The following is a 14059-nucleotide window of genomic DNA, read 5'->3' on the forward strand; positions in this document are numbered from 1 at the left end:
GTCCACACCCTGGTCGCCACCGGGGTCAACAACGATGGCTACCGCGAAATCCTCGGTATCCAGGTCACCAGCGGCGAGGACGGAGCCGGATGGCTGGCGTTCTTCCGCGACCTGGTCGCCCGCGGGCTTTCCGGCGTCGCCCTGGTCACCAGCGACGCCCACGCCGGATTGGTCGCGGCGATCGGTGCGACACTGCCCGGCGCGTCCTGGCAACGATGCAGAACCCACTACACCGTGAATCTCATGTCGGTATGCCCGAAGAGTTCCTGGCCTTGGGTTCGTACCCTGTTGCACTCGGTCTTCGATCAGGCAGACCCGCAATCGGTTGCTGCCCAATATGATCGGATGCTCGACGCCCTGGGTGAGAAACTGCCGAAGGTTGCCGCGCACCTCGACAACGCCCGTGCCGACCTGCTCGCGTTCACCGTTTTCCCGAAACAGATCTGGCGCCAGATCTGGTCTAACAACCCCCAGGAACGGTTGAACAAGGAAATCCGGCGCCGCACCGACGTCGTCGGCATCTTCCCCGACCGCCAGGCCATTATCCGTCTCGTCGGCGCAGTCCTGGCCGAACAACACGACGAATGGATCGAAGGACGCCGCTACCTCGGCCTCGACGTCCTGGCCCGCTCACGCGGGCTCACCGACCCCACCACCGAACAGGAGGAAAACCCCGAAGCACTCACCGCCTGACCAACAAGGATCACGCAGCAACCATTCTCTTTACACCACGCATTTGGACTTGACCGAGGTCGTGGCGGCGTTCGCCGGGTTGTCGGCCTCGGGGCGTGTCCGGCGTTCCGCAGCCGATGATATGGTAGACGATTCGCTCTATGACCCGTACGACCGTGCGTACCGCCGGGGTGGGTTCGCTTCCGAGCGTGACAGCTGATGTCCGCGGGTGTGCGTGGTCTCGTCGACACCGAGGTCATCATCCTGCTCGACCGGCTCGACCGGGCGGAGCTACCGCAGGAGACGCTGATCAGTTCGATCACGATGGCCGAGTTGGCTGCTGGGCCGCACTATGCGGTCGATGCAGCCGAGCGGGCGGTCCGGATCGAGCGGGTACAGGCTGCCGAAGCGTTGTTCGACCCGTTGCCGATGGATACCCGTGCGGCTCGGCGGTTCGGTCATGTGGTTGTCTCGGTACTGTCCAGCGGGCGCAATCCGAAGCCGCGCCGTGTCGATCTCATGATCGCATCGATAGCGTCGGCGAACGGTCTGCCGCTGTATACGGTCAACCCGAAAGATTTCGCAGGACTCGAAGATCTGGTGGAGATCTGCGGGTGTCGCACCCGGATGACCGATGATCAGGAAGGCTGGAGGACATGAACCGTCTGTCCGGTGCCACCTCGCCGTACCTGCGTCAGCATGCGAACAACCCGGTCCATTGGCGGGAATGGGATACCGAGGCGCTGGCCGAAGCCCGCGAACGGGATGTGCCGATCCTGCTCTCGATCGGATACGCCTCCTGCCACTGGTGTCATGTGATGGTTTAGGGTTACAAGTGGCATTCATGCAGATAGATGGCGGTACGTTGGGTACGGGTGGAAGCTGGGTCCGGGTCGGCAATAGGTCGACTTGTATCAATTCGTACCCATAGCCCTGTCCTGTGGGTACGATTTAATGCATGGGTTCTACTGGGTCTTCGAGACTGTCGGCCAGGTTGGGTGGGCTGCCGCCGACCTTCACTTCGGCGCAGGCGCGTCAGGCCGGGCTTTCTTCCAGAGACCTGTCGCTCTTACTGGACCGCGGGGAGGTGGACGAGCTATCACGCGGTGTCCATCGCCGCACCGATGCCCCGAAGTCCGCGCACATCGATCTTCTCGCGGTGTGTACACGCGCGCCGCATGCGGTTGTATGTGGTGAATCCGCTCTCGCGCTGCACGAGTTGATCGACGATATTCCTTGGGCGGTGCATATCGCTGTGGCGCGGGGCGCCCGTCGCCCTTCGATCTCGTTTCCTCCTGTTGTCGTCTCCCAGTATTCGGCAAGGACCTTTGCACTCAATGTCGAGCGTTACGAGGCGGCGCCGGGCGAAACCATCCCGGTGTATGACGCCGCTCGCTCCGTGGTCGACGCAATGCGTCATCGCCACCGCATCGGTGAAACTCTCGCGTTGGTCGCACTCGGCCGCTACCTACGTCGTGCCGGCTCCGCGGGCGTGGCCGAGATGCAGCGCATCGCAGGTGAACTCAATGCGATATCGATCATTCGCCCCGCTGTCGAAGCGGTGATCGCCTGATGCCCAATCCGGCACGTGACAGCACAGCAGGCAGTATCTACAACGACCTGCGCAATCTGGCTCGCCGCACTGCACGGTCAACCGACGAGCTCATGATCGAGTATGTACTCGAGCGCTTCCTGTTCCGGCTTGCGGTGTCACCGATGGGCGGGCGGTTCTTCGTTCTCAAGGGTGGCCTACTGCTGGCTCAGTTCGGTGCTCGCCGGATGACCCGCGATATCGACATCCTCGGCCGGTTCTTCAGTGGCGATGAGGATGAGATCGTTCGGCGGATCTCGATGATCGCAGCGACTGAGATAGATGATGGGGTCCTTTTCGATCCCAGCACACTGAAGACTGTTCAGATCCGGGAGGACGACGAGTACCACGGGCTACGTATGACGATGGCCGCATCCATTTCTCGGGCGCGCCTCAAGCTCCAGCTCGATGTCAGTTTCGGAGATCCGGTCACTCCGGAGCCAATGCTCATCGAGTATCCGCAACAGCTCGATGGCACCAGTTTTCAGCTTTTCGGATATCCGCTCGCCACGGTTATCGCCGAGAAGCTGTCGACCGCGGTGGCACTGGGCGACCTGAACACCCGCGATCGCGACTACGCAGACCTGCATCGCTTGATCTCCTCCAATGACCTCCCCGGCAACGAACTGACGGACGCGCTGGAGGCCACCGCTACCTACCGAGGAATCACATTGAGATCACTCAGTAGTTCGGTAACCCGGCTTCCCGAGCTCCGTCAGCGCTCGTACGCGGCTTGGCGCCGTCGTCAGGGCCCAGCGGGGGCTGGTTACCCCGACCTATTCCTCCACGTTTTCGAACTGGTCGCCGAGTTTGCGGACCCACTTATCGAAGGCAGAGTGATCGGCGGAACATGGGTGGCCGGAGCTCGGCGATGGGAGCCCGGTGCATAGCGCATGATCGGATTGGTTCCAATCGCCAGTTCCGGCCCTACGAGCGTAGTTACGGCGTGATCGTAGGAGTGTCACGTCGATAGTTGCCAATGCGCCACATCCAGGGTTGTAGCCGGTCCGTGCTGAGCATGGAACCTGTCAAGCTGTCTGCGTATCGACGGGTATGGCTGTAGTACGCAGGTGGGTGAGCACTTCCTGCATCGCGTCGAGATCTTTGTCGGAGAACAACTCCTCGGGGCCGCGTGGAGCCATGCTGCTGAACGGGGGATCGTAGAGGGCGCCGACATCGACGACACCGCTCTTGGTGATCACTTTGATCAACAGCTTGACGAAGTCGAGCTGATTCGCCGAGAGTGTGCGACCAGCCTGGAACTTGTCGAACGCGGCGATGGCGGCTTCTTCATCGAGGCCCGCGATCGCGCGTACGAATAGGCCCAGCTGCCCGTCGTACTCGGACTTCGCCTGCTCCAGGTCCTCGGCCGTGCCGAAGCCCTCGGCGAGGAATACTTGCTCCAGAAAGGCGACGTCCATCGTGGTGATCTGCCGGTTACGGCGCAGCTTCTGCACCGCGATCTGGTCGGTGTGTTCGGTGAGGTAAGCGCGGACTTTCGCCTCGAATCGTGACTTGCCACGAATGCCGCTGAGCGCGGTGAGTTCCTGGATGTGCAGTTGGCCGAGCTCGTCGGTGAAGTCGGTGTAGACCGGGCTGCGCCGTGTTGGCTTGATATTGGCGACCAGGGCACGCAGGCGTCGGCGCACGGTCTCGAGCATGGGCAGGGTGACATCATCCCACCAGGCATCGGAGCAGACGTCCTCGAGGAAGTCATGATGCTTCGAGACTGCCGGGATGTTCTGCAACGCCGGGCTGAGCAATTCTGTGGCGATATCGCGCACCTGCTCTTGCAGCGCAGTGAAGCTTGGCTCTCCGGTGAGACACGCGTACTCCAGCCGCAGCATGAGGTAGTCGAAGCGTTTGGCCTGAGGGCTGTTGCCATCCTCCACGAATTCGGTCGGCAGCCCGGCTATCTCATCGAGTTCCCTGCGCTTCTGCGGTGTGATCCGCTGCCAGGTGGCGGGATCGACAAAGGCTTCGACATGCTGCAATTTGTGGCGGACTTCGATGCTGTCGGGATTCATTCCGGCCACTTGCTGGTGCAGTGCCTGCGCGAACTGCCAACGCACATCACCGGTGCTTTCCGGTTCACCTGTCGGGATTTCGGCCGGTGTATCGCCGGGATTCTCCAGCTGATCCAGCTCCAACAACAGGTCAGCACGTTGCCGGAACAGCTTCTCGCGCAGGGAGAGCGTCGACCGGCCGGCTGTGGTGGGAAGGTTCTGGTTGAAGTACTCGACATTCTGGCCCAGGTCGAACACGACGAATCCGGTCTTGTGCTGTCCGGGGCCGAAAAGGTTCTCGCACAGGCGGGTCCCGCGTCCGAGCATCTGCCAGAACTTGGTCTTCGAGCGCACTCGCTTCGCGAATACCAAGTTTACTACGGCGGGCACATCCAACCCCGTGTCGAGCATATCGACCGATATAGCGAGATAGGGCGCGCTGCCGGGCTTCTCGAACTTGTCGATGAGGCTTTGCGCATTGTCTGCCTTGCTCGTAATGATGGTCGCGAAGTCACCCCGGTAATGCGGGTACAGGGTATCGAAGCGTTCAGCAATGAGCTTGGCATGTTTGGTATTACGGGCGAATACGATGGTCTTGCCGATGTGATCGCCGGTATCGACCTTCAACCCGAATTCCATCACCGTTTCCAGCATCTTGTCGATGGTGTCGGCGTTGAACAGGAATTTGTTGAGGTCGTCGGCCTCGATAACGTCGGGGATATCGCCGTCGTCGGGCGCCCAGTCCGTGGATTCCCACTGGTCTTGCTCGTCGGGTGGGAGTTCATCGTACCTGATGCCCAGCCGCGGGAATTTCAGGGGCACATCCACAACGGTGGGCGGCACCAGGTTCTTGTCGGCCACTGCCTCATCGAGGTCGTAGTGGTCGGTGGGCATCCCGTCTTCGAGGTGGAACAGCTGGTAGGTGTTGTGGTCGATATCGTCGCGCGGGGTGGCGGTCAATCCGACCAGCAGTGAATCGAAGTAGATGAAAAGGGTTCCGTACTTCTGATACACCGACCGGTGTGCCTCGTCGATGATGACCAGATCGAAATGGCCCGGTCCGAAACGGTTGACGTCGTTGGAGTCGGCTTCGTCGGCCAGTGCCATCATCGACTGATAGGTGCACACGTACACCCGGCCGGTGGCCTTCTTTTCGTCCAGCAGATTCACCGTGGTCAGGCCCGGAACATGGGTCTTGAACGCCTTGGCGGCCTGATTCACCAGGACCTGCCGGTCGGCCAGGAACAGCACCCGTTTCACCCAGCCCGCTCGGGCGAGCAGATCGACCAGGGCGATGGCCGTGCGGGTCTTGCCCGTTCCGGTCGCCATCACCAACAGGGCTTGGCGTCGATTATCGGACTCGAAGCTGCCCGCAATCCGGCGGATGGCGCGAGTCTGGTAATGCCGGTCGACGATCTGCTCGTTGATGGTTTCGGTGGCCAGCTTCTTACGGCCGACGCGCCGCTGAATGAGCAGCCGGAGCTCGTCTTTCGTGTAGAAACCCTGCACCCGGCGCGGCGGATAGAGCCGGTCGTCCCAAACCCAGGTCTCGAAACCATTGGTGTAGAAGATGATCGGACGCTGGCCGGTCTGCCGCTCCAAGGCGTCGGCGTATTGGCGGGCCTGCTCCTTGCCGGCGATATCCGGATCTTTCGATGCCCGCTTGGCCTCGACCAGCCCCAACGGCTTACCGTTGTCGTCCCAGAGCACATAATCGACTCGGCCCTTGCCGCTCGGCGTCGGCAGCCCGGTAACCGGATACTCCCGATCCTCCAGACTGTCGAGCTGCCATCCGGCCTCGGCCAGCAGACGGTCGATATACCGTTTCCGAGTGAGGTTCTCGGTGTAGTCGTGTGTGTCGGGAATCTTCTGGTTGACTTGCTTGGCCGCCTTGACCTGCGCCCGCAACTCGGCCAGTTCCGCCTCGAGATCGGCGTTCGCCGCTCGCTGGGCGGCAAGATCTTTGCGCTGCTGCTCGAATTCGGCCAGCATCGCTTGAATCTCGGCCTGCTTCTTGCGCCGTACCTCCGCGGGTACCGGCCGGGGCACCAGGTTCGGGTCGAAAGCCAATGCCGCAGGAGGAAGATTCGCGGGGTTGCGGGCATAGCGCCGGGCCACCCAGTACATCACTTGAAACAACTCACCCAGAGTTTCCATCGAGGACTTCTCGGCGATGGGCTTCTTCCCGTGCACCCCGCTATTGCCGGTCTTGCGGATCAGCTCCATCTTCGTCCGCATATCGAGACCGACCAGCGCCACCATGGACGGATCGTTGATCTTGGCGTTCAAATCGTTGTAGTACGGCTTCTTGAGCGTGGAATCGGCGTCGTACAACCACTCGACGGTCAACTCCAGCGTCCTGCGGGCACAGATGCACGCCACCCGGGGATCGGCCACCCCGGCCCGCTCGGCCCGCTTGGCCTCCTCGAACAGATTCGGCCACTCTGCCCGCAGGAACGCGAAGTTGCTCACGACAATCCTTCCCCCTCAAGGTGATCGAGGTCAGTGTGCCAGAGTTCGCCGCGGAAGGCACGGGACTGGAGGGAGGCGAAGAGGATGTCGTGCGCAACGATCTGCATCCGGTGTTGCTGCTTGAGTGCCCGGATCGTTCGCATCGCGTCGGTGAACTTTGATTGCAGGTCGAGAGGCGGGGTGGGAATTTCGAAGCTTCGGCAAGCTGGAAGGGGTAGGTGTTTGACGGTCGAGCCAGACCCATGTCTTGCAAATTGATGCGCCAGAAACGAGCTTCGGAAGGCTGCGAGAAGATATTCGCTAGTGACAATGGAATTATTGGCTCGGTAAAGCATCAACCGTTGTCCGAGAAATATATTGTCGTTTGTTTCGATAATTCCACTCTCGCCCACCGGTGCCTCCCGTGTTAGAAGCACATCTCCTTGCTGGGGTGTGAGTCTCCTGTTCCATTGACGGAATACTTTCTCGGATACGCACTTGACGTCGGTAAGGTTAACCTCACCATTCTTGACATTGGTAGTGCGGATCATCTTGTAGATAGTCGGATAGTCGACGATCGGGGCTGTTCTGTTGATGCAATCGACTACATGGCTACAGACTTCTTCAGCCGGTCTTGTTCCCCACCTCGTTGCAATTGTGTGTGAATCGCCGAACATGTCGATGAAGAGGGACTGAGTGAGCTCGTCGAGGAGGGTAATAGCCTGTCGCCGCTTCGCCCGCAGCGCATCTGCCTGATCCAGTATCTCCGCAATCCGCCGCTGTTGGTTGAAGGGCGGTAGCGGTATGGGCAGGGATCGAAGCGCATCGAATGGAAAGTTGTCGGCTGTCGTCGCTCGGACCCATTTGAGGATGACCCCCGATCGTTCCTTGATGAACCTCGCAAGGTACTCGGGGAGGATCGAGTCATCGCATATTATTGCTTTCATATCCTGGTTTATGGTTACGGGTACCTTGTTGATACCAACCGGGATCGTATGTTTCAGCACGCCCGAACGCACCACTACCAGGACGCTGTTTTCTGGTATGAGCTTTGCCGGGCTATTTTGGACACCAAATTCTGAGAGGGTTACCTGTGATTGATCGATGCTCCAGGATTTCATGTCCTTCGGCGTAACCCAAGGAATGCCGCCGCCGTAGTAGTCCGCGTTGGACCGAGTAGGAGTTCCGCCACCCCTCACTGTCGTGACATCGCCGATTGGAACCGAATGGTAGACGGTCACCCGAGCATCCCCTTCAACTCCGACATTCCCTGCTGAATTTCCGCCTCGATCCGCTCCAATTCCTCGATGATCTCCATCGGCGGCCGGTGTTCGACTTCCTCGTGCACGATCTCCTTGTACCGGTTGAGTGACAGGTCGTAGTCCTGGGCGGAGATATTGGCCCTGGGTACGCAGAAGCTCTGAGCTGTGCGGGGCCGGTCGTGTTCGCTGCCATTGCGCAGCGCCCAGCGGGTCAGCACGTCGGGGAGGTTGTTCTTAGTGTGTTCCTCTTCGGTAAGAGCAGTGGCGGGGGCCGCGCCGAGTTGGGTGTCGGGCAGCAATGGGGTGCGCTTGTCATCGAGGCTGAAGCCGTCTGCGGTGACCTCGTAGAACCACACGGTATCGGTGCCGCCGCTGTTGGTTTTGGTGAAGAACAGGATGGCGGTGGACACGCCCGCGTAGGGTTTGAACACCCCGCTGGGCAGTTTCACCACGGCATCGAGCTTGTGGCCCTCTACGAGCATCTTGCGAAGTTCTTTGTGCGCCTTGGTTGATCCGAAAAGCACGCCGTCGGGGACGATGACGGCGGCCCGGCCGCCGGGTTTGAGCAGGCGCAGGAACAAGGCCAAGAAGAGCAGCTCGGTCTTCTTGGTTTTGACGATGGCCTGGAGGTCCTTGGCGGTGGTCGCATAGTCGAGGCTGCCGGCGAAGGGTGGGTTGGCCAGGATCATGGAGTACTTGTCGGCCTCGCCGGCGGCGCTTTCGGCCAGGGAGTCTCGGTAGCGGATATCGGGTTGGTCGACGCCGTGCATGAGCAGGTTCATGCTGGCGATGCGTAGCATGGTGCGGTCGAAGTCGAGGCCGTGGAACATACCGTGGTCGTAGTGGTCGCGGATGGCCGGATCGAGCAGATCCTCATGGTGGGTCTGGGCGATGTACTCGGCCGCGCCGACTAGGAAGCCGGCTGTGCCGCAGGCCGGATCGCAGACCTCGTCGTTTGGGCCGGGGGCCATCATGCGCACCATCAGTTCGATGATGTGGCGAGGGGTGCGGAACTGGCCGTTCTGGCCGGCGGTGGCGAGTTTGCCGAGCATGTACTCGTACAGATCGCCCTTGGTGTCGCCTGCGTCGAGCGGAAGTTCGTTGATCAGGTCCACCACCTTGCCGAGCAGGCCCGGGGTAGGGATGGTGAAGCGGGCGTCGCGCATGTGGTGGGCGTAGGTGGATTCGTCGCTGGCGTCCGCGCCGCTCAGATCGCGCAGCCAGGGGAACACCCCGTCCTGGAACCGCGGGAACATCAGGTCCGGGTGGAGGTTCTTCAGGTTCGACCACCGTAGCGAGTCGGTCTCGTCGGTGTAGATCGGCCGATCGATCGGGCTGGATGTGCGATTCGCCTTGCGCTCCTTGACGGTCTGGATGTCATCCAATCGCCGCAGGAAGATCAGGTAGGTGATCTGCTCGATCACTTCGAGGGGGTTGGAGATGCCGCCAGACCAGAAGGCATCCCAGAGGCTGTCTATCTTGGTGCGGAGTTCGCCGGTGATCACCGGTGAACCCTATCGAAGGGGCGGTAAGAGCGGTACGGAGAGCAATCGGTCCGGAGTTACTGACGAACTGACACACTGACCATGGGCAGTGCTCATATCGGTCAGGCCATGCAATCACTGCGGATAGCTGCCATGCGGACCGCGATCGCGGGCCGAACCGGCGACTTTCGGCAGGGGGATTCGGCGCCGTGGGAAGATGAGGACTCCGACAGTGTCCGCGCGGACATAGTCCTGACGAATCCGCCGTTCAACAATCGGACCGAACGCCGCTCGGACTATCGACCCGAAGACTGGGATTTCGGTGTTCCGCCGTCACACAATGACAACTTCGCTTGGCTGCAGCACGCTGTGGCGAGTCTGGCGCCGGACGGCGTGGCAGTGGTGCTTATGCCGGAGCAGGCAGCAGTCTCCGCCGACCGCTCCGAGATGGAAATCCGTCGTCGAATGGTGGCAGCGGGCGCGGTACGCGCAGTGGTCACTTTGCCGGCCAGAATATTCCCGAACACCGATATCGCGGCATCGGTGTGGATCGTCGCCCGTGGCGTGTCGGACTTCGAAGCTGTGTTTCTAGTGGACGCGGGGAACATGGGTGTGCGGGATGGTAACCGTATCCGGTTGCCGGACGAGGCGGTGGCAGCGATCACCGACTGCTTCCGTAACCGGCGCTCCCTGCCGCCGGAGCACGTCGTGGAACTGGCGGGGGGTGGGTCGGCGATCAACGCGGACCTGGACACGATCGGTGAGGCAGGGTTCGGGCTGCGCCCCGCGGATTATATCCGTCGTGCGGCGCAGAACGGGACCGATGCTCTGCTGGACGATATCGATCGAGCAATCGCCGAATTCGGGCGATCGCGGGAATCGACCGCGCCGCGGGCCGTGCTCGATCGGCTGTGTTCAGATGACGGACCTCTACGAGACGATCCGGAGGCCCGGCGAGTAGTCCGGCTGGACGCGATCTGTGACATTCAACCTGGACTCTCGCACGACCTCATGCCGAATGGAGAGGTTGCTGAGGAACGCTCGGTGCCGGTGGTGAAGCGGAAACATCTGCGCGACTTCCGGGTCGATGCCACCTCAGCCGAGGCGATCAGTGAGAGGGCGGCCGACCGGCTCGGCAAGTACCTCCTCGAACCGAACGATATTCTGCTGGCCCGCTCCGGTTCCATGATCCCCCGGCCATTGTCGACGCCGATCAGTCTCGGATGTTGTTGGGTAATAACCTGGTTCGAATTCGAGTCCAGGGCAATGCCGAGGTGGATCCGCTCTACCTGCTCGCCTACCTGTCGAGTCCGCGGATTCTGGCCGACATAGCCGCCCGTACGACCGGCACTGCGGTCGCTACCCTGAGCAAGGATGCGCTGGGTTGCCAGACGATCATCCTTCCTTCTTTGGAGGAACAACGCTGGATCGGCACAACCATGAATGCCGTCGACGATCAGGTCGCCGGGCTCCGCACACTCGCGGATGCCGCTGCGCAAGTCCGTGCGGTACTGACAGATGGTTTGGCTGCCGGGGTCGTAGGGTTGGGTGGCCCGCCTGTTCCTTCGGGAACAGTCAGCGATCCCGCAATAAACTGAAACCCGTTTTCAACGGGCTTCAGGGCGCGGGAAGGTGGGCAAGAGGCGGCCAGGCTGTCGAATCCGCAGTGGTGGACAGCCGATCAGCGAGACCCGGCTGTCGAGAGATCGTGCACCGGTTTGCTGGGGCGCGGTCGCGGGTGACTGTGGAAGGTTGGAGGGTATGAACCGTCTGTCCGGTGCCACCTCTCCGTACCTGCGTCAGCACGCGAACAACCCGGTCCACTGGCGCGAATGGGATGCCGATGCGCTGGCCGAGGCCGCGGCGCGGGATGTGCCGATTCTGCTGTCTGTGGGGTACGCCTCCTGCCACTGGTGTCATGTCATGGCTTTCGAGTCGTTCGCGGACGCGACGATCGCGGCCCAGATGAACGACAACTTCGTGTGCGTGAAGGTCGATCGGGAGGAGCGGCCCGATCTCGACGCGGTGTACATGAATGCCACCGTCGCGCTCACCGGGCAGGGCGGCTGGCCGATGACCTGCTTTCTCACCCCCGACGGTGAACCGTTCTACTGCGGTACCTACTACCCGAAACATCCGCGCGGCGGCATGCCGTCGTTCACCCAACTGCTCACCGCGATCACCGACACCTGGCACACCCGGCGCGACGAAGTGGACCAGGCCTCGACCCAGGTGGCGCAGGCGCTGCGCGCCCAGACCGCGCGACTGCCCGCCAGCGACGCGACGATCACCCCCGACCTGCTCGATCACGCTGCCGCAGCCGTCCTAGGCGATGTGGACGACACCTACGGCGGATTCGGCGGCGCACCGAAATTTCCGCCATCGGCGCTGCTCGAGGGCCTGCTGCGGCACTGGGAGCGCACCGGCGACCCCGTGGTGTTCGCCGCCGTCACGCGCACGGCCGACGCCATGGCGCGCGGCGGAATCTACGACCAGCTGCGCGGAGGTTTCGCGCGATACTCGGTCGATGCCGCGTGGATGATACCGCATTTCGAGAAGATGCTCTACGATAACGCGCAACTGCTGCGCGTGTATGCCCATCTGGCGCGGCGCATCTCCGCGGTGCAACCGGAATCGTTGCCGTACCGGGTCACCCGAGAGATCATCGGATTCCTGCTCGACGACTTGGGGACACCACAGGGCGGTTTCGCCTCGGCGCTGGACGCCGATACCCATATGCGCCCGGGCGAACCCGGCGTCGAGGGAGCGACGTATGTGTGGACGCCGGCCGAACTGGCCGGTGAGATCGGGCCGATCGACGGGGCATGGGCCGCGGAATTCTTCGGCGTCACCACCGCCGGAAACTTCGAACAAGGCACCTCCGTGTTGACCCGCTACGCCGAGCCGACCACCGCGGAGGAGATCGCGCGCCTGGATCGTGTGCGCGCCACGCTGCGCACCGCCCGTGACCGTCGCCCGCAACCGGAGCGCGACGACAAGGTGGTCACCGCGTGGAACGGGATGGCGATCACCGCTCTCGCCGAGGCCGCAGCTGCGTTGGACGAGCCGGAATGGGTGGCCGCGGCCACCCAGTGCGCGCGCTTCTTGCTCACCGAGCACATCGTGGACGGCCGGCTGCGCCGCGCATCGCTCGGCGGCGTCGTCGGTGCGGCGCCCGGCATCCTGGAGGACTACGCCTGGCTGTCCACCGGACTGCTCGCCCTGCACCAGGCCACCGGCGAACTCGACTGGCTCCAGCACGCACACCAGGTGCTCGACACCGCGATCGAACATTTCGCCGACCCCGATCAGCCCGGCGGCTGGTTCGACACCGCCGACGACGCCGAAACCCTGCTCACCCGACCGCGTGACCCGATCGACGGCGCCACCCCCGCCGGTGCGTCCGCCCTGGCCGAAGCGCTGCTCACCACCGCCGCCGCAAGCGACCCCGACCGCGCGGCACGCTACCGCGACCTCGCCGAGCGCACGCTACAGAGCGCCGTGGCGATCCTGGCCCAAGCGCCCCGATCCGCGGGCCAGTGGATGGCGGTCGCCGAAGCCGCCGTGCGCGGGCCGGTGCAGATCGCCATCGCCACCACCGAATCCCCCTCCCGTCCTATCGAATTGCTCGCCACGGCCCGCGCCGCCGCGCCCGGTGGTTCGGTCGTACTGGCGGCCGCGCCCGGGGCCGTCCCGCTCTTGGCGGATCGCCCCTTGGTGCACGACGCTGCCGCCGCATACGTGTGCCGCGGCTCCGTGTGCGACCTTCCGGTCTCGACCGCGGAGCAACTTCGCGAGGCGCTGCGCCGCAATTAGCTGGTAGGAGTTGGAGTTGCGCGTCGGCCGGTGGCCTCGGCCACCAGCGATTCGAAAGCACCGGCTTGTGCGGCCAGCATCGCGGCCGTGGCCGCGCGCTCCGGTAAACCGGCGTCGGCCGGAGTGCGCAACAGCACCAACTGGTGATACACCGGTGCCGTCGCCGCGACGAGCAGTGCGCGCGTATCGACTTCGGCCGGGATCTCGCCGCGCTCGATCGCACGTTTCACGATGATCTCGCACTGCAGATAGCGGTCCTCCAACAGGCGCCGCAGTGCTCGCGCCGCATCCTCGGAACGGAAAGATACCGCGATCAGCGCCATCGCGATCGACGAATCCTCGGTGAACGAATCCTGGATCTCGCGGTTCAGCTCCGCGAGATCACCGCATAGTGAACCGGTGTCGGGCGGGTGCCAATCCAGATCGCCTGCAGCGGCGAACACATCGGCGATCAGGCCACCGACATCGCGCCAGCGGCGGTACACGGTGGTGCGGTGCACGTCCGCACGAGCGGCGACCGTGTCGACGGTCAATGCGTCGTAGCCGTTTTCGAGCAGTTCCGTCTCAACGGCTGCGAGGACCTGAGCGCGAATGCGGGCCGTGCGGCCGCCCGGTCGCGACTGCGGCCCGGCAGCGCGCTCTGTGGCAGGGGTCATGGGAATATCCGGTTGCTCGGCGGGACAGGATGCGCCACAATACTAACGCAACATTTGTCGCACTACGGAGGTCGCCAATGCTCATTCGAAGTGTTCACCAGGTTCAGCGGTCACCCCTGAC

11 protein-coding genes and 1 pseudogene are annotated in these 14059 nt (G+C 62.7%); 8 read left to right on the top strand and 4 right to left on the bottom strand.

Features of this window, described 5'->3' with window-relative positions; all coding sequences use genetic code 11:
- From K940_RS0108325 to K940_RS27455, 5 genes and pseudogenes are all read left to right on the top strand, one after another.
- Nucleotides 1–693, top strand: a 693-nt coding sequence (locus K940_RS0108325; protein WP_028477154.1) for an IS256 family transposase, incomplete at its 5' end; no start/stop codon positions are given.
- A 198-nt stretch (nucleotides 694–891) separates the two neighbouring features.
- Nucleotides 892–1332 carry a type II toxin-antitoxin system VapC family toxin gene (locus tag K940_RS27450; RefSeq protein WP_051407001.1) on the top strand — a complete coding sequence of 147 codons (441 nt, stop codon included), beginning with the start codon at nucleotides 892–894 and terminating at the stop codon, nucleotides 1330–1332.
- Nucleotides 1329–1493, top strand: a pseudogene (locus tag K940_RS31505) (DUF255 domain-containing protein); the annotation flags it as partial. The gene K940_RS27450 and the pseudogene K940_RS31505, both read left to right, overlap by 4 nt.
- A gap of 137 nt (nucleotides 1494–1630) precedes the next feature.
- On the top strand, nucleotides 1631–2245 hold the full coding sequence (locus K940_RS0108345) for a type IV toxin-antitoxin system AbiEi family antitoxin domain-containing protein (protein ID WP_028477155.1): 615 nt from the start codon (nucleotides 1631–1633) through the stop codon (nucleotides 2243–2245).
- A complete protein-coding gene (locus tag K940_RS27455) occupies nucleotides 2245–3153 on the top strand; it encodes a nucleotidyl transferase AbiEii/AbiGii toxin family protein (RefSeq protein ID WP_051407002.1) in 909 nt (302 codons plus the stop codon). Before K940_RS0108345 ends, K940_RS27455 begins: the two co-directional genes overlap by 1 nt.
- A 138-nt stretch (nucleotides 3154–3291) precedes the next feature.
- On the opposite strand, the gene K940_RS0108355 is transcribed toward K940_RS27455, so the two are convergent.
- From K940_RS0108355 to K940_RS0108365, 3 genes are read right to left on the bottom strand one after another with little or no spacing between them, the layout of a single operon-like run.
- Nucleotides 3292–6741, bottom strand: coding sequence for a DEAD/DEAH box helicase family protein (locus K940_RS0108355; protein WP_028477156.1), 3450 nt, complete (start codon nucleotides 6739–6741; stop codon nucleotides 3292–3294).
- A complete protein-coding gene (locus tag K940_RS0108360) occupies nucleotides 6738–7961 on the bottom strand; it encodes a restriction endonuclease subunit S (protein ID WP_028477157.1) in 1224 nt (407 codons plus the stop codon). The genes K940_RS0108355 and K940_RS0108360 overlap by 4 nt, the downstream gene beginning before the upstream one ends.
- On the bottom strand, nucleotides 7958–9487 hold the full coding sequence (locus tag K940_RS0108365; RefSeq protein WP_028477158.1) for a class I SAM-dependent DNA methyltransferase: 1530 nt from the start codon (nucleotides 9485–9487) through the stop codon (nucleotides 7958–7960). Before K940_RS0108365 ends, K940_RS0108360 begins: the two co-directional genes overlap by 4 nt.
- Nucleotides 9488–9568: 81 nt before the next feature.
- Between K940_RS0108365 and K940_RS0108370 the strand changes: the two genes are divergently transcribed.
- The 3 genes from K940_RS0108370 (at nucleotide 9569) to K940_RS0108380 (ending at nucleotide 13282) form a co-directional block, all read left to right on the top strand.
- The gene (locus K940_RS0108370) at nucleotides 9569–10798 is read left to right on the top strand and encodes an N-6 DNA methylase (protein WP_028477159.1); all 1230 of its coding nucleotides are present in this window, start codon (nucleotides 9569–9571) and stop codon (nucleotides 10796–10798) included.
- Nucleotides 10741–11064: a restriction endonuclease subunit S gene (locus K940_RS0108375; RefSeq protein ID WP_028477160.1), complete on the top strand. Its 324-nt coding sequence runs from the start codon at nucleotides 10741–10743 to the stop codon at nucleotides 11062–11064. Before K940_RS0108370 ends, K940_RS0108375 begins: the two co-directional genes overlap by 58 nt.
- Before the next feature lie 163 nt (nucleotides 11065–11227).
- Nucleotides 11228–13282, top strand: coding sequence for a thioredoxin domain-containing protein (locus K940_RS0108380; RefSeq protein ID WP_028477161.1), 2055 nt, complete (start codon nucleotides 11228–11230; stop codon nucleotides 13280–13282).
- Here K940_RS0108380 and K940_RS0108385 read toward each other — a convergent pair.
- Complete coding sequence (locus tag K940_RS0108385) at nucleotides 13279–13938, bottom strand: TetR/AcrR family transcriptional regulator (RefSeq protein WP_028477162.1); 660 nt, start codon at nucleotides 13936–13938, stop codon at nucleotides 13279–13281. The two genes, K940_RS0108380 and K940_RS0108385, sit on opposite strands and share 4 nt — an antisense overlap.
- Nucleotides 13939–14059: the final 121 nt, after the last annotated feature.

Origin of the sequence: Nocardia sp. CNY236 (assembly GCF_000482385.1) — a bacterium.
Classification (GTDB): Bacteria; Actinomycetota; Actinomycetes; order Mycobacteriales; family Mycobacteriaceae; genus Nocardia.